Annotated in this window: 20 protein-coding genes and 4 pseudogenes; 11 read left to right on the top strand and 13 right to left on the bottom strand. The window is 62.6% G+C overall.

The window, feature by feature from the left end; all coding sequences use genetic code 11:
• Window positions 1–214 precede the first annotated feature (214 nt).
• From KZO24_RS28495 to KZO24_RS28465, 7 genes and pseudogenes are all read right to left on the bottom strand, one after another.
• A pseudogene (locus KZO24_RS28495) lies at window positions 215–1,164 on the bottom strand (SDR family NAD(P)-dependent oxidoreductase).
• Between the two features lie 353 nt (window positions 1,165–1,517).
• On the bottom strand, window positions 1,518–2,309 hold the full coding sequence (locus KZO24_RS28490; RefSeq protein WP_486488390.1) for an NADPH-dependent F420 reductase: 792 nt from the start codon (window positions 2,307–2,309) through the stop codon (window positions 1,518–1,520).
• 312 nt (window positions 2,310–2,621) lie between these two features.
• The gene (locus tag KZO24_RS28485; protein ID WP_486488389.1) at window positions 2,622–3,383 is read right to left on the bottom strand and encodes an SDR family NAD(P)-dependent oxidoreductase; all 762 of its coding nucleotides are present in this window, start codon (window positions 3,381–3,383) and stop codon (window positions 2,622–2,624) included.
• Window positions 3,384–3,552: 169 nt separating this feature from the next.
• Window positions 3,553–3,948, bottom strand: a complete 396-nt coding sequence (locus KZO24_RS28480) for a nuclear transport factor 2 family protein (RefSeq protein WP_486488388.1) — start codon at window positions 3,946–3,948, stop codon at window positions 3,553–3,555.
• Between the two features lie 214 nt (window positions 3,949–4,162).
• Window positions 4,163–4,450, bottom strand: coding sequence for a Dabb family protein (locus KZO24_RS28475; RefSeq protein WP_486488387.1), 288 nt, complete (start codon window positions 4,448–4,450; stop codon window positions 4,163–4,165).
• Between the two features lie 113 nt (window positions 4,451–4,563).
• Window positions 4,564–5,303: pseudogene (locus tag KZO24_RS28470) on the bottom strand (NADPH-dependent F420 reductase).
• A 32-nt stretch (window positions 5,304–5,335) separates the two neighbouring features.
• Window positions 5,336–6,646 carry an NtaA/DmoA family FMN-dependent monooxygenase gene (locus KZO24_RS28465; protein WP_486488386.1) on the bottom strand — a complete coding sequence of 437 codons (1,311 nt, stop codon included), beginning with the start codon at window positions 6,644–6,646 and terminating at the stop codon, window positions 5,336–5,338.
• A gap of 286 nt (window positions 6,647–6,932) precedes the next feature.
• On the opposite strand from KZO24_RS28465, the pseudogene KZO24_RS28460 reads away from it, so the two are divergent.
• The 5 genes and pseudogenes from KZO24_RS28460 to KZO24_RS28440 all read left to right on the top strand — a co-directional run.
• A pseudogene (locus tag KZO24_RS28460) lies at window positions 6,933–7,306 on the top strand (recombinase family protein); the annotation flags it as partial.
• A gap of 81 nt (window positions 7,307–7,387) precedes the next feature.
• Window positions 7,388–8,758 (top strand): IS1380 family transposase, encoded by a 1,371-nt coding sequence (locus KZO24_RS28455; RefSeq protein ID WP_330705790.1) that lies wholly within the window; start codon window positions 7,388–7,390, stop codon window positions 8,756–8,758.
• A gap of 293 nt (window positions 8,759–9,051) precedes the next feature.
• Window positions 9,052–10,128, top strand: coding sequence for a catalase family protein (locus KZO24_RS28450; RefSeq protein ID WP_486488385.1), 1,077 nt, complete (start codon window positions 9,052–9,054; stop codon window positions 10,126–10,128).
• Between the two features lie 435 nt (window positions 10,129–10,563).
• Window positions 10,564–12,883: pseudogene (locus tag KZO24_RS28445) on the top strand (membrane-bound PQQ-dependent dehydrogenase, glucose/quinate/shikimate family).
• Window positions 12,884–12,886: 3 nt separating this feature from the next.
• Window positions 12,887–13,819, top strand: a complete 933-nt coding sequence (locus KZO24_RS28440; protein ID WP_486488384.1) for a cation diffusion facilitator family transporter — start codon at window positions 12,887–12,889, stop codon at window positions 13,817–13,819.
• 55 nt (window positions 13,820–13,874) lie between these two features.
• Here the strand turns inward: KZO24_RS28440 and KZO24_RS28435 are convergent, their stop codons facing one another.
• Window positions 13,875–14,048 carry a hypothetical protein gene (locus KZO24_RS28435; RefSeq protein ID WP_486488383.1) on the bottom strand — a complete coding sequence of 58 codons (174 nt, stop codon included), beginning with the start codon at window positions 14,046–14,048 and terminating at the stop codon, window positions 13,875–13,877.
• Window positions 14,029–14,481: an HWE histidine kinase domain-containing protein gene (locus tag KZO24_RS28430; RefSeq protein WP_486488382.1), complete on the bottom strand. Its 453-nt coding sequence runs from the start codon at window positions 14,479–14,481 to the stop codon at window positions 14,029–14,031. The genes KZO24_RS28435 and KZO24_RS28430 overlap by 20 nt, the downstream gene beginning before the upstream one ends.
• Before the next feature lie 43 nt (window positions 14,482–14,524).
• Here KZO24_RS28430 and KZO24_RS28425 point away from each other — a divergent pair, with 43 nt between their 5' ends.
• The 4 genes from KZO24_RS28425 (at window position 14,525) to KZO24_RS28410 (ending at window position 16,042) form a co-directional block, all read left to right on the top strand.
• Entirely contained in the window at window positions 14,525–15,226 is a 702-nt protein-coding gene (locus KZO24_RS28425; RefSeq protein WP_486488381.1) for a hypothetical protein, read from the top strand.
• A gap of 12 nt (window positions 15,227–15,238) precedes the next feature.
• Entirely contained in the window at window positions 15,239–15,457 is a 219-nt protein-coding gene (locus KZO24_RS28420) for an ankyrin repeat domain-containing protein (RefSeq protein ID WP_486488380.1), read from the top strand.
• Between the two features lie 154 nt (window positions 15,458–15,611).
• On the top strand, window positions 15,612–15,788 hold the full coding sequence (locus KZO24_RS28415; RefSeq protein WP_486488379.1) for a hypothetical protein: 177 nt from the start codon (window positions 15,612–15,614) through the stop codon (window positions 15,786–15,788).
• Window positions 15,785–16,042 carry a hypothetical protein gene (locus KZO24_RS28410; RefSeq protein WP_486488378.1) on the top strand — a complete coding sequence of 86 codons (258 nt, stop codon included), beginning with the start codon at window positions 15,785–15,787 and terminating at the stop codon, window positions 16,040–16,042. Before KZO24_RS28415 ends, KZO24_RS28410 begins: the two co-directional genes overlap by 4 nt.
• A 53-nt stretch (window positions 16,043–16,095) precedes the next feature.
• Here KZO24_RS28410 and KZO24_RS28405 read toward each other — a convergent pair whose 3' ends face one another.
• Window positions 16,096–16,524, bottom strand: coding sequence for a DUF3597 family protein (locus KZO24_RS28405; RefSeq protein ID WP_486488377.1), 429 nt, complete (start codon window positions 16,522–16,524; stop codon window positions 16,096–16,098).
• Window positions 16,525–16,647: 123 nt separating this feature from the next.
• Window positions 16,648–16,875, bottom strand: coding sequence for a hypothetical protein (locus KZO24_RS28400; protein WP_486488376.1), 228 nt, complete (start codon window positions 16,873–16,875; stop codon window positions 16,648–16,650).
• A gap of 35 nt (window positions 16,876–16,910) precedes the next feature.
• Here KZO24_RS28400 and KZO24_RS28395 point away from each other — a divergent pair, with 35 nt between their 5' ends.
• Together KZO24_RS28395 and KZO24_RS28390 are read left to right on the top strand one after the other, a co-directional pair.
• Window positions 16,911–17,234, top strand: a complete 324-nt coding sequence (locus KZO24_RS28395; RefSeq protein ID WP_486488375.1) for a DUF4142 domain-containing protein — start codon at window positions 16,911–16,913, stop codon at window positions 17,232–17,234.
• Between the two features lie 41 nt (window positions 17,235–17,275).
• Window positions 17,276–18,169, top strand: coding sequence for an SDR family oxidoreductase (locus tag KZO24_RS28390; RefSeq protein WP_486488374.1), 894 nt, complete (start codon window positions 17,276–17,278; stop codon window positions 18,167–18,169).
• A gap of 130 nt (window positions 18,170–18,299) precedes the next feature.
• On the opposite strand, the gene KZO24_RS28385 is transcribed toward KZO24_RS28390, so the two are convergent.
• On the bottom strand, window positions 18,300–18,521 hold the full coding sequence (locus KZO24_RS28385; protein WP_486488373.1) for a DUF2274 domain-containing protein: 222 nt from the start codon (window positions 18,519–18,521) through the stop codon (window positions 18,300–18,302).
• Between the two features lie 52 nt (window positions 18,522–18,573).
• A protein-coding gene (locus KZO24_RS28380) for an IS5 family transposase (protein ID WP_486488372.1) occupies window positions 18,574–19,298 on the bottom strand; the annotation gives its coding sequence in 2 pieces (ribosomal slippage) (window positions 18,574–18,995 and window positions 18,995–19,298; 726 coding nt in all).
• Window positions 19,299–19,309: the final 11 nt, after the last annotated feature.

Here is a 19,309-nt window from a genome sequence, read left to right as displayed (position 1 = left end):
TGCACGATAAGCTAGGGCGGACTGGCTGGCTGTGTGACAATGCCGCTAGAGGGTTTTTCGACACCCGCCGCCACCGCACAAGCGCACCAGCTCTCCCGTACTTAATCCTGTCCGCGACAGGCCGCTATTGCCACATGCCGACGACGCATTTGCTCAAACGGTAATCATCGACCTGTTCCGCCCTCGAAAATGCGTGGGCGCGCATCGTGCACGGCTAGAGTAAATCAAATCGCTCGACTACCATCCGCTCGCTCATCGCCCAAAGCGCCTTCGCCTTGTCCTTGTCGAGCGCATAGGGCCGAACGCCCTTGCGCTCGGTCAGATCGACCTCGGCAATCTTCGCGACGCTGCAGTCTTCGCAATAGCGCCCCCAACCTCGTCCGCTGGCGCGGCAAAGCCTGCCCACAGACTTGTCGCGGCGCCTTGCTTGGCGGTCTTCATCCTGACGGGGGCGAGCCCCTTGGTGGTCCGCGCGGCAAAGGCGGAGATACTTTCCGGGTCGAGGTGCCGGGCAAGCTCTGTCATGATGCCGCCGGGATGAACCGAGGCTACCCTCACGCCGCGGCTCTTGAGGCGCCGGTCGAGCTCGACGGCATAGAGCGCATTTGCCGTCTTCGAGCGGCCATAGGCCACGAAGGGATCATATTCTGTACGCTCGAAATTTGGGTCGTCGAGATCGATGTCCGAATAACGATGCCCTGCCGATGCCAGCACCACCACACGTCCGCCTTCCGAAATAAGCGGGGCTACGCGGTTGACGAGGACGAAATGGCCAAGGTGATTGGTGCCGAACTGGGTTTCGAACCCGTCCTCGGTCTTGCCCTGAGGGCACGCCATGACGCCAGCATTGGCGATCACCACGTCGAGCTTACGCCCGTCTGCCAGCAGCCGGTCCGCACAGGCGCGAACGCTGGCGAGCGAAGCGAGGTCACATTCTTCCAGCGTTAAGTCACCTGGCCCTGCGATATCGGTAGTCACCCTGAGCGCCTTTTCCAAGTTGCGGGCGGTGCCGATCACTTCGGCCCCGCGTCCCACCAGCGCGCGCGCTGTCTCGACACCAAGCCCGGCCGATACTCCGGTAACCAGCACCCGTTTCCCCGCAAGATCGAGTCCAGCGACAACTTCCGCCGCCGTGCTACCCTCGCCAAATTGCTCTCCACTCATTCTTGGTCCTTTTTTCAGGTCGGCGACTAGGCCCAAATTTCCAGCTTTTGGCACATCGCAAAAGCCATCGCGAGACAAGCGAACGTCTACGGGTGAGATGATAGCCGCTATCCGCCGCGCCAACCACCTGATCGAAAATCACATAGATCTCCGACTCCTGCACGAATACGTCTTCAACGCGCACCGGGTTGTAACCAGAGGTAGGGAAATTCATCCGGGTCGGGACCGTCCAGCCAGTGCCGGGGCACGCCCCGGCACTGGCTGCCCATTTTCAGCATTCCACGGAGATAACGCACCTATGGAGCGACAGAAATGGACAAACACGACGATACATACGGAAGGTTGCTCAATCCTCACTCGCCGATCTGTTCCGATTCCAGCTGCCTGTACACCCGCACTACATCCTTGCTGGTATAGCCAAGCGTGTATTCGCCCGTCCCCAAGGACGCAAGAAAGCCGTTGCCGAACGCATCAAGCCGTTTGTGTGAGAGTTCCCGCAGTTTGGGCGATCTGTCCTTGACGGCCCTGTCGAGCGCCGCTCTCAATTCGGGTGCGGTCAGTTCAGTGCAATAAGCAGGGGTGCCGGGCTGCTGCCGCCAGGATTCTGCCAACGGACCCGCGTCGATCCCGTCAAAGCCGAGGTCGTCGATCAGGCCGATGACCGTGTTTTTGGCTCCCGCATCTTCGCCGTAGACCGACATGGCGAGCCTGCCCGGCGTGCCTGCCGGCTTGCCCTCATGCGCCTGTGTGTAAGCCAATTGATTGTTGAACGCCTTGATGACCGGCCGCCCGAGCTGCTGTTCAACCCACTGGCTTTCGACCATGCCCTCCTCAATGGCGGCAATGGTGCTGTCGCGCGCCGGGAAGTAGTTCGAGGTATCGACCAGGATGGCGTCACCGGGCAAGGCTTCAAACAGGCCGCTGGGCAGCGAGGGTATGGCGTTGAGCGGGATCGTGACGACGATCAGCTCGACGTCCTTTACGATGTCCGCAACCGGCATCGCCTGCGCGTCGATCTCTCGCGCAAGATTGTCACGCGCAGTGGGGTCAAAATCATTGGCGATACGAACGGCGTGACCTGCGGCCACCCATTTCCTCGCAAGATTGGTGCCGATCAAGCCGGTCCCGATAATGCCTATTTCCATATCAAAATTCCTTTGTTTCAACAGTTTTAAATAGTGAATCTGTGCGCCCGGCGAACGCCCGGATCGTAAGCGAGCGCTGTTCGGCGCCGGTCAGTAGTGTGGATCGGCACAGAAGTGGTGCCCGCCTCCGCGCATCGCAATTATCTGAGATACACTGCGAGGGACGCTAATTGTTGGGGGCCTGCTTGACCCCGAACAGGGCCTCAACGCTATATCGTCTCTCATTTACGATCAGATGTTTGGCCGAAATCTGGGGCCATCCCACTTCCAAGCCGATCCACACATTGAGCCGATAATCGCAAGCGTTGGACGTCAGGCTGCGGTCAGGCCGCCGTCTACGATCATCATGGTGCCGGTCACGAAGCTCGCCTCGTCAGATAGCAGCCAGCGAACAGCGTAGGCAACTTCATCTGGCTCAGCGAGGCGACCCATCGGGTTCGCCGCCATCATCATCTTTTCAAGCCCTTCGAACGCATCCATTTGTCCTTGCATCATGGGCGTACGGGTGGCGCCCGGGAGAACGGAATTCACGCGGATGCCAAGCTTGGCATAATCGAGCGCCGCTGCCCGTGTCGCCGACACGATACCGCCCTTCATGGCGGCATAATCCGCGCCGCTGGGGAAAGCGGCTATACCCGCAGTCGATGCGACATTGACGATGGATCCTTTGCCGGCGTCCAACATTGCGGGCACCTGTGCGCGCGTAGCGTAGAACACGTTGCGGAGGTTGAGGGCATAAGAGCTTTCCCAGAAGTCAGGGTCGATTTCGTGCATCGGTCGGCCCTGGAATGGCTTTCCTGCCGCATTGCAGGCGCCGTCGAGCTTGCCGAATGCCTTCACCGCCGCTGCCACCGCTGCATGGTGCTGCGCTTCGTCGGTGACGTCCAACCGGACGAACTGAGCCTGGCCACCGTTGCGCAGAATCTCGTCGGCGACGCCTGTGCCCGCCTCGACGTTCACGTCGGTGACGGTAATGGCGGCTCCCGCATCCGCGCTGCGCAATGCGACAGCACGACCGATCCCACTGCCACCGCCCGTAACCAGTATAGAACGTCCTTCAAGAATTTGTACCATTTGAGTGTTCCTCTTTTAAGCGACCGCTACCACGGTCAGCGAATGAGATCGTAGAGTGAATCAGGCATCCGGGTTAACTGAGTATCCAACGGAAACGGAGGCAATCACCGATACAAAATACGAAGCGTGACCGTGACAAGGCACCTTCTAGCCTCCGGCCTGCCTTGCTTCAGGCCATGACGGCGTCAGCGAGCTTCGTATCCATCAATTCCCGCAGTGAAATGATCTTGTCGCCACGGAAATGGAAGCTCGCCGCATAGACACCATCAAACCGCTTGCCGCTTACCAACTCGCATTTGCCGGTGAAGACCGCCAGGACGAGGTTTCCTTCTTCAGCGATGTCATGAATCGTAAATTCGCCATCGGTGACAAGCGACGCCCTGAATGTCTTGAGCATCTCTCGGATTTCCAGGAGATTTCTTTTCTTTGTTGCGAAACTGGTGCTACCAAGGAACTCATGCATGTAGTCTTCTGTGACAAGAGAAGCGATTGCCTCAGCATCCCCTTTGCCAACTGCGTCCAGGTATTTTTGAACGGCCTGCTTCTTCGGGGATTGGTTGTTCATAGATATTTCCTTTCTGGGCTGATGTCGCTGGAGAGCAGGTGCCGCACGATTTCTTATCTGGCGCGTGCCGGATTGCGGCTGCTGCCTAAAACGCTGTCGGTGATACTCCCGTCCAACGTTTGAGAGGGATCGTGAAGCTCGCAGGATCGGCATGACGCAGGCGGCTTGCAGAGCTTGCCCATGCCAGGTCTTAATCCGCCCGATCCTGTTAGTTTCAGATTTCAAAGTCCAAGATCGCGATGTCCTTGCGGAATTCGAGGATCCAGTAAGCTACCTCTAAATGCGCGGCGTCGTTCGAAAACTGATCAAGAGCGGTGCGATCGTCGAATTCCGCCACAAGTCCGAAATCGAAGTTGCCCGCGATTCCAATATCACACCCTGCTTCGAGCGATCGCAGACCTGGGGTAGTGTCTTTCAAAGCCTTCAGGCGATCGCAAGCCTCCTGCTGTCGCTCCTTTGGAGTGCCGTTGTTGACGCGAAACAATACAATGTGGCGGATCATGATTTCGTCTCCCATGGTTGAGGGAATGCAGTCACGCATAGGCGTGGCGTTGCGGGGTCAGCGAGTGATCCGTAGGGAGGCGCCAACTGCCATCTCCCTATGGATCGTGACACTCATCGCGGAGCGGTAAACTCGCGATTGCGCGCTATGGTCTGCTCGTGGGTTAATGGGGATTTATCCTGCATGAAGCTCTTGATCAGTGCCTCACGATCAAGGGGGAACGGGCCTTGTCCGCAGAAGACAGTGCAATCTTCAGCTCGGGCAACGTCAGTTCGGTGCAGTAGGCGGGCGTACCCGGCTGCTGGCGCCAGGAACCCGCGAGATCGCCAGCATCCAGCGCGTCGAAGCCGGCCTCGTTCACCAGACCGAGCGCGATCGCCTTGGCCTTCGCATCGTCGCCGGCGACGGGGATTGCGATCCGACCGGTCGTCCCTTCCGCCGTGCCGCCATTGGCAAGCGTCTCGGCGAGCGCCGCATTGAACGCCTTGATGACGGGACGCCCGAGTTGCTCACTCGACCAGACGCTTTCCGGCTTGCCGCCATCGACCTCGGCAACGTTCCCGTCGCGGAAAGGATAATAGTTGCCGGTGTCGATCACGATTACGTCACTCGACACGTCTGCGAAGATGCTGGCGACGTTGGGGATCTCTGCGAACGGGATCGAGAGGATAATCGCGTCGACGTCCGTGACAGCGTCCTGTGGGGTGACCGCGACAGCGCCGATCGCCGCCGCCTTCTCGCGGATCTCGTCCGGGCCGTCCGCACCAGCAAGCTTGATCGAATGCCCCTTGGCCGCCAGCTTTCGTGCGATGGTGCCGCCGATATTTCCTGCGCCGATGATGCCGATTTTCATGTCATTTCCTTCAGTTGGTGTTTTGGTTGAGGTCATCGCGCGACGCGCGGATCGATGCCGTATTGGACCGGAGCGCCCAGATGATCGCGCAGGGTGGCGCCGTCATAGTCGCGGTGGAACAGCCCGCGGTCCTGGAGGATCGGCACCACGCCATCGACGAAGGCGTCTATTCCGTCCTCGTAGACATCCGGCGACACCCAGAAGCCATCGACTGCGCCCGCCTCGAACCATTGCTGCATGTGATCGGCGGCCTCCACCGACGGTCCGACAATGACAGGGTGGTAATCGATGACGCCGTGCGCGAGCACGTCGCGGAGTGACCAGCCTTCGCGGGCAATCTTCAAGGCATGGGGCGAGCGCGGGTCGGCAGCCGACGGTCGCGCCTTAGCCAGTTGTTCCGGCGACAGTGGGTCGTTGAGCCGTGCCAGGTCCAGTCGCACGCCCAGCATCTGCGCGAGATAGGCAGCGCGCTGGGGAAATATTCGCTCGCTCAAGCCGATCCGGCGATCAAGGCCCTTGCGCCGGTCGCTTGCGATCGTCGTCATCAGGCCGGCGAAGAACTTGATCTCGTCCGGGTTTCGCCCGGCCTGCTCGGCTGCGGCACGAAACGCGGCACGCTGCGCGCGCGCGTCATCGATCGTGAACGCCGCGCCGATGACGGCATTGGCGTAGCGTCCGGCGAAGGCGTGGGCGTTCGGACTGCCGCCGGCGTGGAAGACGACGGGCTGCCCTTGTTCCGATGGCGGGATATATAGCGGCCCCCGCGAGGCGACATAGGTGCCGCCCATGTTGATCGGCGCGACCTGTCCGGCGTCGGCGAACCGGCCCGTGGCCTTATCGTGCACCCACGCATCGCGGCCCCAGCTACCCCAGAGCGCCTGGACCAGCTGCACCATCTCATGCGCGCGTCCGTACCGATCCGCACTGGAGGGCAGGCGCACCCCGTAGTTTGCCGCGACATCCTCGCCGCTCGATGTGACGGCGTTCCATCCCGTCCGCCCATGGCTGAGGACATCCAGCGCCTTGAACTGCCGCGCGAGGTTGAATGGTTCGTTGAACGTCGTCGAGCCGGTGGCGACGAGGCCGATCCGCTTTGTCTCCCGCGCGACGACAGCCAGGGTGGCCATGACGTCCAGATTAAAGTGGGGCGGTTCGTTCGCGAGGTCGCCGACATGGGTGGGACCATCCGGCAGAAACAGGAACTGGAGCTTTCCGCGTTCTGCAGCCCGAGCATGCCGCACCTTCGCATTGAAACTCGAATAGCTCATGGGATCGACCGACGGCGCACGCCAGGCGCCGGGCAGGTTGCCGTATCCGTTACCCAGATGCATGCCGATCATCATCTGCTTCGTCATTTCGCCCTCGTTGCCATGCCGATACGGTCTGTTAAATCCGCTGCGGCACGCTATATGGAGACACTCTCCACTTCTTTTCCTCAGATACGGAGAGCATCTCCGATGTTCAAGGGTTGAAAGTTCGCCATGTCAGAAAAACTGGTCGGGCTTCCCCCGAAGGGATCCGCAGCTCAATCGCGCTCATATTCTTGCGGTGGCGAGGCAGGCGTTCAGTGTGGGGTCCCGTACCGCTTTCGCAAAAATTAGAGGTAGAGAACGTCGTTGAATATCCATTGCGATCCTCGTTATCGAACTCAGCCGCTGGGGGTGTTCGACCCAGGATCCGCTCGATACGCTTAACCGGCTGTCGGGCTGGCGCGTGTCGGTCGTCGCGATGAGCGGCATGACCTTCGAGGTCGATACGCCGCACGGGCGGATGATGCCGACGATGCTCGCCGGCATCGCGCAGTTCGAGCGTGACATGCTTAGCAAGCGGGTCCGCTCCGGCCTGCCGCAGCACGGGCGCGCCGGCGGAAACTCGGGCGGCAGACCGGCGACCGGCGCAAGTCTGATCGGCTTGCTCCCAAAGTGCTGGCGCTAGTTCAAGAGAGACGTAACTATCACTGGATCGCGCGCGATCTAGCCTGTTTTATTCACGTAGGCGGGTGATAGGGTTGGCGGGAGTGGCGTAAGCGATTGCTTTGCAGTAGGAAAATGGGTGTCTAGACCAGTCCTGCAGCGAGGCAATTTATGCCACGGACCACACCCGCCGGGAGCGATGATAGCGCACCGGGATTTTCGTTTCCAGCGGTTGGCGGGAAGAAGATCACAGCCGCGTTCGACGGTGGCCGGCTGACCTCGGACGGCGGCGTTCTGCTGCTGGCGCAAGCCGAGCGAGCGATGGGAATTTGCCGGAGGCTTGCGGCTTGCATCGCTGATCCGCGTGACCCGACGCGGGTGACCCATCGCCTTGATGACATCCTGCGCGCCCGGGTGTTCGCGATCACGTGTGGCTACGAGGATGCTGACGATCTCGACGCCCTGCGCGACGATCCGGGGTTCCGCCTGGCACTGGGCAAGTTGCCGGGATCGGGCGCGGGGCTTGCGAGCCAACCGACGATGAGCCGCTGGGAGAATGCACCGACCACGCGCGAACTGGCCCGGATGATGGCCGCGATGATCGGCGTCTACTGTGCCAGCTATCTGGTCCCACCGGCGGCGGTGACGCTGGACATCGATGACACCTGCGATGTCGTGCACGGCTATCAGCAGCTCTCGTTTTGGAATGGCCATCACGGCGAACGCTGCTTTCTGCCGATCCACGTTTACGACACTGCGACCGGCCGTCCGGTCGCGATGCTGCTGCGCACCGGCAAGACGCCGTCTGGTGCCGAAGGTGCCGGCCACATCCGGCGCCTGGTGCGTCATATCCGCCAGCACTGGCCCGATACCCACATCACTATCCGCGGAGACGGGCACTACGGTCGGCCCGAGATCATGGCGTTCTGCGAGGCGGCCGGGGTCGATTACGTGTTCGGCTTGCCGACCAACGCCGCGCTGCGGGCCGATCCGATCATTGTCGCCGTCGCCGATGCCTGCGCGGTCAAGCGGGCTCAGCGCCAATGCCCGGTCCTGCGCCATTATACCGAGACCCGCTACGGTGCCAAAAGCTGGAAGGGCCAACGCCGCGTCGTCGCCCGGATCGAAGCCAGCACGCTGGGCATGGACATCCGCTATGTCGTCACCTCGCTGACAGAAGGCTCGGCCGAGCATATTTACGACACGCTCTACTGCGCGCGCGGCCAAGCCGAGAACCTGATCAAGCGCCACAAGACCCAGTTGGCCAGCGATCGCACCTCTTGCCGCTCGGCCAATGCCAACCAGATGCGCCTCATCCTGCATACCGCCGCCTACTGGCTGATGTGGCGCATCCAGCAGGCCATCCCCAAGGCCACTGCGCTGGCCGCTGCCGAGTTCGCGACTCTGCGCCTGAGGCTGCTCAAGGTCGCTGCCCGCGTCATCGAGAGCGCCTCGCGTATCCGTGTCGCCTTCGCGTCAGCATGCCCCGACGCCGGCGTGTTCAAAGCCATCGCCACCGGTCTTCGGCCAGCGCCGACATAGCCAGCGCGGCCATGCCGCCGAAACCCGAGCCCTCGTCCCGTCAACCTCGAAAAGCCCATTGCTCCTGACGCGGTGAAAAACACCGGCGCCAGCGCTCGCCCAAGTCACGCCGCCAAACACCGATTGAGCTCGGGACACACCAGAGCGGCGGGCTCGTGAATAACCCGGGCTAGAGGATCTTATCCGGATTATTTGGAGTCAGGCACTTAACCGCCGACCAGCGGTTATCGCTCCCGTAGTCATCAGAGCCGCACGGCGGATGTGCGCGCACTCTCGATAAAGGAGCATCGTCCATGACACCGCCGCCGCCACTTCCTTATTCTCCGGACATCGAGACCTTGCAGGACGATGAGGGCGAAACGCTCCAGTCCATCAATTCATCCTTCGATGAAATCCTCCACGTTACCCGTGCGCATTACGGTCGTGCCGTGCGCGCGGTCCATGCCAAGGCGCACGGGATCCTCGAAGGTGTGTTCGTTGTTGCATCCGACCTGCGCCCCGAACTGGCGCAGGGGCTCTTCGCGACGCCAGGCAGCCATCGGGCCTATCTGCGCATCTCTACCAATCCCGGCGACATCCTCGATGATGCCATCGCTCTGCCGCGCGGTGTGGCGCTCAAAGTGCTCGACGTGACGGGCGAGCGCCTCGAAGACGCGCAAGGCTCGACGCAGGACTTCGTCATGGTCAATGGCCCGATCTTCACCGCGTCGGATGCGAAGACGTTTGCCCGAAGCCTCAACCTGCTCGCCAAGACAACCGATCGGGCGGAGGCTGCCAAGATCGCGGCTTCCAAGGTCCTGCAAACCATCAATGCGGCACTAGGCGCGGTGGGATTGGAAAGCACCTCGCTCGCAGGGCTTGGCGGTGCGCCACAGGTCGATCCGCTGGGAGAAACCTATTTCGGCGTCACGCCGTTTCGCTACGGTCAATTTGTAGCGAAGTTCCGACTGCGACCTGTGAGCCCTGCCCTCGCCCGACTTGCCGGCACGAAAATCCAGACCAGAGGGCATCCTGATGCCATCCGCGAGACCGTGCGCGAAGACATGGCAGGTATCGACGCCGAATGGGCATTCGAGGTACAATTGCGCCGCGACGCCGCTTGTCAGCCCATCGAAGATGCCTCGGTCGAATGGAGAGAGGACAACGCGCCTTTCATCGAGGTCGCCCGCCTGCATGTTCCTCGCCAGGACAGCTGGGATACCGAACGGGTACGTACAGTGGACGAAAACATGCGCTTCTCGGTATGGACCGGCCTTGCCGCGCACCGCCCGCTCGGAGGCGTCAACCGGGCGCGGCGCGGTGCCTATCGGCATTCCGCCGACTTCCGGGCGGCCGCCAATGGCTGCCCGCTGCACGAACCGACGGTCTAAGAGGGCGCCGGCATGTACGATCCGGCGAAACCCCGGAGCGATGACGGCCCCACCGGAGGGTAGGGTTCGCTCGACGGAATGGCGGGTGTGGAGCGTGAGCTCAACGCGGCTCCGGCCATCCTTCGCATGCTGGCCGAGCATGACGGGCCGGAAGGGTACTGTGCATCTCGTGGACATGGGCTAGGCCGCCTCATCTCAGTCTTGCCAGCACGTTGCCAAGGCGACTGTCTGGGATCGGGCCCGATCTGGCGGGAAGAAACTGAACCGACTCCCTCAAGTCGCGGCATTCCAAGGAACATTCGGCGCACCGAGCCATTCACCAGACGCCCAACCAAATGTTTCCGGAGTGTAATCGATGAACCCGCCGAACCTCGAGCGCATGGCCCCCGCCCCATAGCGCCCGTCGTCCTGGGCGGCATCATAGCCGTACTAGGAATGGTTCTTGCGATCGGCGGTATCTGGCTCGCAGTTCTGGGGGATCGGCCTATTACGTCCTCACCGGCATGGCCATGCTTGCCTCCGGCGTACTGCTGATCCGGCGCAACATACTGGGCGGATGGCTCTATTGCGCAATTTTCGTGCTGACCGTGATCTGGGCTTTCGCGGAGGTCGGCGCCAACAACTGGGCCCTGGTTCCGCGCGTCGTGGCCCCGCTGGTGCTGCTGGTGGCAACGCTGCTGGTCATGCCCACTCTTTCCGTTCGTCCGAACCGCTGGAAGCTGGCGCTCGGCACCAGCGCGGCCGCCTTGGTGCTGACGACGATATCGGGTCTGATCTTCGAACGCATGGCCGATACCGGCCCGGTCGAGGACCTTCCTGGTCTGCGCTTCGAGATGAGCGATCCTTCCCTCGCCCAAGTCGGCGACGACTGGCCGGCGTATGGCGGCACGGATGCCGCGCGCCGGTTCTCGCCGCTCGGTCAGATCACGCCGGACAATGTGAGGGATCTTAAGCGCGTCTGGCTGGTGCATACCGGCGACATGCCCTCGTCGCCCGAGATCGCCAAGACCTACGGCGGGGAGAATACCCCGCTCAAGGTCGGCAACACGCTCTACGTCTGCACCCCCAAGAACAGGGTGATCGCACTCGATCCCGCGACCGGCAAGCGGCGCTGGGAGTTCGACCCCAAAGTGTCGGATGAGGCGATCCCGTATACAGCCGCCTGTCGCGGCGTGAGCTATTTCGTGGTGCCTGGTGCCCCGCCGGAGCAAGCGTGTGCGCAGCGCATCGTCTACGGCACCCTCGATGCGCGCCTCTTCGCGATCGACGCGCGAACCGGAGCGCGCTGCGCGGCCTTCGGGACCAATGGCGAGGTCGATACCAAGATCGGCATGGGCAGCACTCCTCCGGGCTACGTCTCGATCAACTCGCCTCCGACGATCGTGCGCGGCGTGGTCGTCACCGGGCATCAGGTGCTCGACGGGCAGGACCGCTGGGCGCCTTCAGGCGTAATCCGGGGCTATGATGCCGTAACGGGCAAGCTGCGCTGGGCATGGGACATGATGCACCCTGACTGGAACGGCTATCCGCCGCAGGGCCAGAGTTGGGCGCGCGGCACCCCCAACATGTGGACGATCGCCAGCGGTGATGAACAGCTTGGCCTCGTCTACCTGCCGATGGGCAATGCGGCGGCGGACTATTACTCCAGCCTTCGCCGCCCGCAGGAGCGCGACTTCGCGACTTCGCTCGTGGCGCTCGATGTCACCACCGGCAAGCCCCGCTGGAAGTTCCAGGCGGTACGCGACGACGTGTGGGACTACGATTTCGGCGCGCAGGCCAGCCTCGTGGATTACAACGGCACCCCCGCCCTGGTGCTGCCGTCCAAGCAGGGCGACATCTACGTTCTCGACCGGCGCAGCGGTCGCCCCCTCACCCCTGTAGGCACCATCAAGGCGCCCGGCGGTGGTGTGGAACCCGAACAACGGGCGGCCACGCAGCGCGTGTCGTTGTGGCATACGCTGCGCATGCCCGAACTCACCGAGCGCGACATGTGGGGCATGTCGCCGATCGACCAGATGATCTGCCGCATCCAGTTTCGCAAGGCGAGCTACAAGGGCTTCTTCACACCACCGGAAAGCGACCGTCGCTCTATCGAGTATCCCGGTTACAACGGCGGCACCGACTGGGGCGGGATCGCAGTCGATCCGCGCCGTGGGGTGATCATTGCCAATTACAACGACATGCCCAACTACGTGCGTCTTGTCCCCCGTGCCGAGGCAAACCGGAAAGGCTGGGCACCGCGCGATCAGGCACGCGGAGAGATCGGCGGCGCCGAAGGTGCCGGCGATCCTCAGGCCCATACGCCTTACGCGATCGACGTGAACGCCGGCTGGCGGCTGCCGCTGACGGGCATGCTGTGCAAGCAGCCCCCTACGGCGGCATCCGCGCCATCGACATGGCAACGGGCAGGACGATCTGGGACAAGCCCTTGGGCGAGGCTCGTACCAACGGTCCTTTCGGCATCCCTTCGATGCTGCCATGGACGATCGGCACGCCCAACAACGGCGGCTCGGTGGTGACCGCCGGCGGCATCATCTTCGTCGCCGCGGCGACCGACAACCTGATCCGCGCGATCGACCTCAAGACGGGCAAGGTTCTGTGGAAGGACGTTCTCCCCGCCGGCGGGCAGGCGACCCCGATGACCTACATGGTCAATGGCCGACAGTATCTGGTTATAGCGCCAGGCGGCCATCATTTCATGGAGACGCCCATCGGCGATCAGGTGATCGCCTATGCCCTGCCTTCTGGCCAATAGACCATGGCCGCGAAGACCAGCCACTTTCGGGATAACATCGTCCTGTTCGGTGCGCTCGCCGCCAACATCGGGATCGCCATCGCCAAGTTCGTGGCGGCGGCGATTGGCGGCTCATCGGCCATGGCGACAGAAGGCGTCCATTCGCTTGTCGACAGCGGCAACCAGTTGCTGCTGCTCTACGGACAGAAGCAGGGCCGCCGTCCTCCCGACGCGGCCCATCCCTTCGGCTATGGGCGCGAGCTCTATTTCTGGGCCTTTGTCGTGGCTATCCTCATCTTCGCGGGCGGTGCCGGCATCTCCATTTACGAAGGTCTGGCGCATATCCGCGACCCGCATCCGATCTCGGATCCGACACTGAGCTTCGTCGTTCTTGGCATCGGCTTCCTGATGGAAGGTGCATCGTGGGCCATCGCCGCCCGGGAGTTCAACGCGGCGCGCGGTGGGCAGAGCTGGTGGCAGGCGGTGCGACGGTCGAAGGATCCGCCGGGCTTCATAGTCCTGTTCGAGGACAGCGCAGCTCTCATCGGCCTTGTCATCGCGGCTCTGGGCATCTGGGCCAGCGGACATTTCGAGGACCCCCGCATCGATGGCGCGGCTTCGGTCCTGATCGGACTGGTTCTTGCCGCGGTTGCAGTGGTCCTGGCTCGAGAATCCAAGGGGCTCTTGATCGGTGAGGCAGCCGATCCGACGCTGATCGCCGCGCTGCGCGCAGTGATGGAAGCAGATCCCGACATCACCTGGGTCAATCACGTACGGACTGTGCACACCGGCCCCGATTCCGTTTTCGTAGCAGCCAGTGCCGATTTTGCCGACGATCTGCCGATGGGCAAAGCGGAGACGCTGATCGAGGATATCGAGGCTCAGATGAGAGCACTCTCGCCCCGGATAACCTCGATCTACATCCGACCGGAAAAGCGCGAGCAGGCAAGCTTCTGACCGGCGAATACAGCGCATGACGGCAGAGGCTCACTCACCGCTTCATCACGAGTATTCATCTCGCGATCGCGTACAGCGGGATCCTGATAACAACGAGGCGTTCCTCGCCGCGCCAGCCCACGGTTATCGAACCTTCAAGGCCGCGGATGGCAGCGCTCACGAGCTGCGTTCCGAACCCCTTGCGCTCCTCGTCTCGTTTCCAGCCCCGCTCACGCCAGAGGATCGTCACGTGATCTGCGTCCTCCTCCAGGTCCACGACAAGCGTGCCCCCAAGGCCTCGACAAGTCGCCGTACTTGACCGCGTTGGTGGCCAGTTCGTGAAACAGCAAGGCGAGCGACGTGACGCTGCGCGGTCCGACGTGGGCCTCGCTGGAGGTCAACCGTATCCGCTCGGCGTCCCTGTAGGGAGCGAGCACCGTCTCGATCAGTCCGCCCAGCGATGCTTCCGTTTGAGACTTCTCGGATGCGATCGAGAGCAGCACAAGGCTCTGCGCGGCGCCCAGCGCGGCGATGCGGCTGCTCAGGTCCGACACAAATGCATCGATGGTCCCTTGCCGCGGTCCGATTTCGACAAGCGCTTCGCGGCCGAGGAGACTTGCCGCAAGGCACAGGTCCGCTCCGCCAAGTTTGCCGACCATTACAGTCAGGCGCCAGTTCTTCATCAGCCAGACCCCGATCGAACAGAAGCACATCGGTGATGCACTGGTGTTCGAGCTGTCCAAGTGCGAACGCGTGGACTTGCGCGAGCGCATCGTCTCCCACTTGCGCAATATCGACGATAGGCCCGCCACGGTGGTCGCGGGCGGTCTTGGCCTGTCCAAGCTTCCGAAGCCATTCGCGGCGCCGGTGCCGACGCGAACCGACCTTGCGCCGTCCGATGCGCTGAGCATCATAAAGCAGGCCCCGGACAGCTTCGCAGGCCGCAAGCTCGGCATCCTCCTCACCGACGGGGCGCCGGCGGCGATCGTCAGGGCGCTTGTGTCAGCGGTTGAAAAGCTGCCTGCCGTTTACGAGATCGTCACGCCCAAGGTCGCGGGCGCCACGCTCGACGACGGCACAGTGATCGAGGGAAAGCAGAAGATCGATGGCGCGCCGTCGGCTCTCTATGACGCGGTGGCGCTGGTAGTCTCCGACGACGGCGCAGCGATGCTGGCCCAGGACAAGACCGCCAAGGATTTCATCAATGACGCCTTCGCTCACGGCAAGTTCATCGCCTATACTCCGCAAGCGCTGCCGCTTATGGAACGCGCCGGCATCGCTCCCGAAGACCACGACGAGGGCCTGGTTGCTCTCGACAAGGCAGTCGCAGCGAAAGGCTTCCTCGATACCTGTTCCGCTCTTCGCCTGTGGGACCAGGAATTGAAGGTCGATCTCGACGCGGAGGGATCTCTGGAAGCGAACAAGTGATGGCTGCGTTCGATGCGGAAACGCAAGAGCGGCGCCATGGCGGGGCGCCACTGCCTCCTCCCGAGCGAGATCCAGGAGCTGCTTTTCGAGGCCGCCCGGCTTGGCCGCGATGATGTCATTCCGGCACTGTTGGAGGCCGGTGCAGATATCGAGGCATGCGACGGGCGGGGCCATTCCCCACTCGTGCTAGCCAGCTACCACGGGCACAGAGCACCACCGCCCTGCTCCTGAGCTTCGGTGCACGGCCCGACGGGCCCGACGATCCAACCGGGAGCGGCAGCGCGCTGATGGGTCTCGCCTTCAAGGGGCATCGTGCAATCGCGCATATGCTTCTGGAAGCCGGGGCAGATCGCAGCACCGCAATGCGGCAGGACAGACGGCGCTGATGATGGCCGCTCTGTTCGACCGCCGCCCGATCGTCACGCTCCTCCTGGAAGCGGGAGCTGAACTTGCCGTGCGGGATGTCGCAGGCAACGACGCGGCTTCGTTGGCGCAGGCGCAGGGTAACGAGGAGGTGGCAATGCTTCTGAGGCCCCTTGTCCAGAACGGAGACCAGGCATGAAAGAAAAAGAACCCGGCAAGCCCGGCCAAGCAAATCGCGCACTCAGCGCCCGCGAGGAGTTTGGCGAGGGGCTTCCCAATCCAGGAATGAATGCGCACGGAAAGACGGGAGCCGGGGCAGGCGCCATCCCACCCAGTGAAGCGGAGGCGGAGGCGGATGCGGCGACAAGCCGTGCGGGCATACAGGCCGGCACCCAGCGGGACGATATCCATAAAACCGAGGATGACGATCCCGCCGCCGCGCGGGATCGATGATCGGGCGGCGACGGCACGTCTGGCGCGCCGCCACCGCGGTGTTTCATACGAGGTCAGCCGCGCAGGGTATCCGGCACGATGCCGCCGTTGCTTTCCAGCTTGTCCATGACCGCACGGTGCAGGGCGATGTTTTGCTCCGCAGCACCGTCCGCCCCGGCATGGACGCCCAGTTCCTGCGCGAGCTCCTTGCGCGCCGCAAGGCTGGAATCGAGGTCCAGCAGTTTGAGGAGATCGACGATCGACGTTCGGTAATTGCCGCCATGGTCAGCCTTCATCGCAGCCATCGCCTCAAGCACCGCGCCCACATCAACGGCGGGCTGCGCCGCTGCGGCGGGCGCCGCAGGCGCAGATGCTGGCGACGGGGGCGCTGCGGAAGCGGGCGTCGGCGCTGCCTTTGGCGCGTTCGTTCCCGATTTCGGATCGGGCGTTTTGTCGGGCCCGTGGTGGAAGATCTTGTTCAGGATGTTTCCGAAGATGCTCATGCGTCTCTCCTCGATAATGGCACGGCTGATATCGCGATGTGAGCCCCTGCAACGCGCCAGTCTGCCGATGGTTGATCGGAACGCTTTGGCAGTGCCATTCGTTCAACTTTCATTCCCCACCATTCAACGCGGAGCAAAGATCGTGATGAAGCACAGCGCGCTTTTGGCAGCATCCCTTGCCGTCGTCAGCCTCACCGCCTGCAACAGCAAGAAGGCCGAGCCGGCCGCCGACATGACAACGGCCGCGGCTGCGGACAATGTCGATGCGACGACTGCGACGCAGTCGGGAAGTCCCGGGCAGGTCTTCGCCGACCTGGCTGCGGCCAGCGATATGTTCGAGATCGAGATCATCGAAGCTCGCCGCCGAAAAGGCAGGGTCCACCAAGGTGAAGACTTTCGCCGACCAGATGGTGAAGGCCCACACGGAGTCGACCGCCAAGTTGACGGCGGCCGCCGCCAAGGCGACGCCCCCGATCGCCCCTGCCCCGAGCCTCACCGCGGCGCAACAGACGCAGCTTGACGATCTCAAGTCGAAGTCCGGCACAGCTTTCGACGAGGCCTACGCCAAGGCACAGGTCGCGGCCCATCAGGCCACGCTCGATGCCCTGAGGGGCTATTTGGCAGGTGGCGACGAGCCGTCGCTCAAGACATTCGCAAGCGATCTCATTCCTGCCGTCACCGCCCATCTGAACATGGCCAAGGGCTTGTGACGCTCGCGCTCGACGTGCCCATTTTGAAGAAAGGAGAGATTATGGCCGACCGGCTCACGATGCAGGATCCCCGCAGCCAATACCCTAAGCCGCCATTTCCCGAGCAGCCGCAACCGAGGCCCGGCATTGCCGGAAAGCTCGAACCGAGGCCCGATCATGGCGAAACAAGCTATGTCGGTGCCGGAAAGCTGACGGGACGAAAGGCGCTCGTAACCGGCGGGGATTCCGGCATCGGACGCGCCGCGGCGATCGCCTATGCGCGCGAAGGCGCGGACGTTGCCATCGCCTATCTTCCTAGCGAGGAGGAGGACGCACGCGAGGTCATCGCGCTGATTGAGGCCGAAGGGCGCAAGGCGGTGGCTTTGCCTGGCGACGTGAGCGAGGAAAGCTGGAGCCGCCAGCTCGTAACCGAAGCAGTGGACGGGCTTGGAGGGATCGACATCCTCGTCATCAACGCGGGACGCCAGCAGTTTCGTGAGGATGTCAGCGAGGTCACTTCTCAGGACTTCGACAAGACGCTCAAGACCAACCTCTATGCGCTCCACTGGATCACGCAGGCGGCCGTCCCGCACTTGCCGGCGGGCGCATCCGTCATAACTACTGCCTCGGTGCAGGCCTACGAGCCTTCGGACATCCTGCTCGATTACGCGACCACCAAAGCAGGTATCGTCGCCTATACCAAGGCGCTGGCGAAGCAGTTGATGGAAAAGGGTATTCGCGCCAATGTCGTCGCACCGGGGCCGTTCTGGACCGTGCTTCAGGCAAGCGGCGGGCAACCGCAGGAAAAGGTGGCCCACTTCGGCGAGCACAGCCGGTTCGGTCGCCCCGGCCAGCCTGTGGAGATCGCTCCCGTCTATGTCTTGCTCGCCTCGCAGGAAGGCAGTTACATCACCGGCGAAGTCTTTGGCGTGACCGGCGGCGCGGGAATCGCCTGACGGCAGCTCGCGACGCTGCAACACCGCGCAGCGACCGCGCGCACCCGGGACGGTCTGGGCTTCCTCTCGATTCCGTCCTTGATGCCGCCTTGGAACGTCAACTTGAAGCGAGCGATCAAGATGCCGCGCCTCACGCTCCCAACTTCCGACCTCTACGTGCCCACGCGAAGAACGGTTCATTCGCGAGAAACGCCCCGAGCATCGCAAGCAGAGGATCCGCCTGATCGGCGCTAACGTCATAGGTCCGGTCGTAGATCGCGGTATCGTTGGCGAGTGACCGCGCGGGATTTGGGGTGAAGGTTAAACCCATATTGATAGGAGTACGATCGAGCACTTTCGCGACCTTGAGCATGGATGCTTCTTTCCGCGTGGCCCCCCAGGGCCGTAGGGTCAGGACTCATTGATCACAGCCAGAAGAGCACGGTGGCCGCCAGAGCGAGGGCAGAGAAGAACACCGTGGGGCAGCGGTCGTAGCGTGTTGCCACGCGGCGCCAGTCCTTCAGACGGCCGAACATGATCTCGATCCGGTTTCGCCGTTTGTATCGGCGCTTGTCGTATTTGACTGGAAAGGAACGAGATCTACGGCCCGGAATGCAGGGCTGGATGCCCTTTTGCTCAAGCGCGTCCCTGAACCATTCGGCGTCATAGCCCCGATCTGCCAGCATCCGCTTGGCTTTGGGCAAGTCGTCGAGCAGAGCGGCCGCGCCGGTGTAATCGCTGATCTGGCCTGCCGTGATAAAGAAGCTTAAAGGGCGGCCGTTGGCATCGGTGACGGCGTGAAGCTTGGTGTTCAAGCCGCCCTTGGTGCGCCCGATCAGGCGTCCCAGGACCCCTTTTTTACCCCAAGGCTCGATGCCGTGCGGTGGGCTTTGAAATAGGTCGCATCGATCATAACGGTCTGGGGCTCGGCCCTTTGGGCGGACAGGCCCTCCATCATCCGGGTGAACACGCCCATCATACCCCAACGTTTCCAGCGGTTATACAATGTCTTGTGGGGTCCGTATTCCCTCGGCGCATCACGCCAGCGCAGCCCGTTGCGGTTGACGAAGATGATCCCGCTCAGCACCCGGCGATCGTCCACACGAGGCTTGCCATGGCTCTTCGGGAAATAGGGCGACAGCCGCGCCATTTGCTCGTCCG

The organism is Novosphingobium sp. NFX11, assembly GCF_057376415.1.
The sequence above is the reverse complement of the archived record's forward strand: the minus strand, read 5'-3'. Positions and strand labels throughout refer to the sequence as shown.

What these genes read in the sequence shown, in the direction of transcription:
- KZO24_RS28490 (WP_486488390.1), bottom strand. Translation starts at nt 2,309, where the DNA reads ATGGAAATAGGCATTATCGGGACCGGCTTGATCGGCACCAATCTTGCG.
- KZO24_RS28485 (WP_486488389.1), bottom strand. Translation starts at nt 3,383, where the DNA reads ATGGTACAAATTCTTGAAGGACGTTCTATACTGGTTACGGGCGGTGGC.
- KZO24_RS28480 (WP_486488388.1), bottom strand. Translation starts at nt 3,948, where the DNA reads ATGAACAACCAATCCCCGAAGAAGCAGGCCGTTCAAAAATACCTGGAC.
- KZO24_RS28475 (WP_486488387.1), bottom strand. Translation starts at nt 4,450, where the DNA reads ATGATCCGCCACATTGTATTGTTTCGCGTCAACAACGGCACTCCAAAG.
- KZO24_RS28465 (WP_486488386.1), bottom strand. Translation starts at nt 6,646, where the DNA reads ATGATGATCGGCATGCATCTGGGTAACGGATACGGCAACCTGCCCGGC.
- KZO24_RS28455 (WP_330705790.1), top strand. Translation starts at nt 7,388, where the DNA reads ATGCCACGGACCACACCCGCCGGGAGCGATGATAGCGCACCGGGATTT.
- KZO24_RS28450 (WP_486488385.1), top strand. Translation starts at nt 9,052, where the DNA reads ATGACACCGCCGCCGCCACTTCCTTATTCTCCGGACATCGAGACCTTG.
- KZO24_RS28440 (WP_486488384.1), top strand. Translation starts at nt 12,887, where the DNA reads ATGGCCGCGAAGACCAGCCACTTTCGGGATAACATCGTCCTGTTCGGT.
- KZO24_RS28430 (WP_486488382.1), bottom strand. Translation starts at nt 14,481, where the DNA reads ATGAAGAACTGGCGCCTGACTGTAATGGTCGGCAAACTTGGCGGAGCG.
- KZO24_RS28420 (WP_486488380.1), top strand. Translation starts at nt 15,239, where the DNA reads ATGCGGAAACGCAAGAGCGGCGCCATGGCGGGGCGCCACTGCCTCCTC.
- KZO24_RS28415 (WP_486488379.1), top strand. Translation starts at nt 15,612, where the DNA reads ATGATGGCCGCTCTGTTCGACCGCCGCCCGATCGTCACGCTCCTCCTG.
- KZO24_RS28410 (WP_486488378.1), top strand. Translation starts at nt 15,785, where the DNA reads ATGAAAGAAAAAGAACCCGGCAAGCCCGGCCAAGCAAATCGCGCACTC.
- KZO24_RS28405 (WP_486488377.1), bottom strand. Translation starts at nt 16,524, where the DNA reads ATGAGCATCTTCGGAAACATCCTGAACAAGATCTTCCACCACGGGCCC.
- KZO24_RS28400 (WP_486488376.1), bottom strand. Translation starts at nt 16,875, where the DNA reads ATGATCTCGATCTCGAACATATCGCTGGCCGCAGCCAGGTCGGCGAAG.
- KZO24_RS28390 (WP_486488374.1), top strand. Translation starts at nt 17,276, where the DNA reads ATGGCCGACCGGCTCACGATGCAGGATCCCCGCAGCCAATACCCTAAG.
- KZO24_RS28385 (WP_486488373.1), bottom strand. Translation starts at nt 18,521, where the DNA reads ATGCTCAAGGTCGCGAAAGTGCTCGATCGTACTCCTATCAATATGGGT.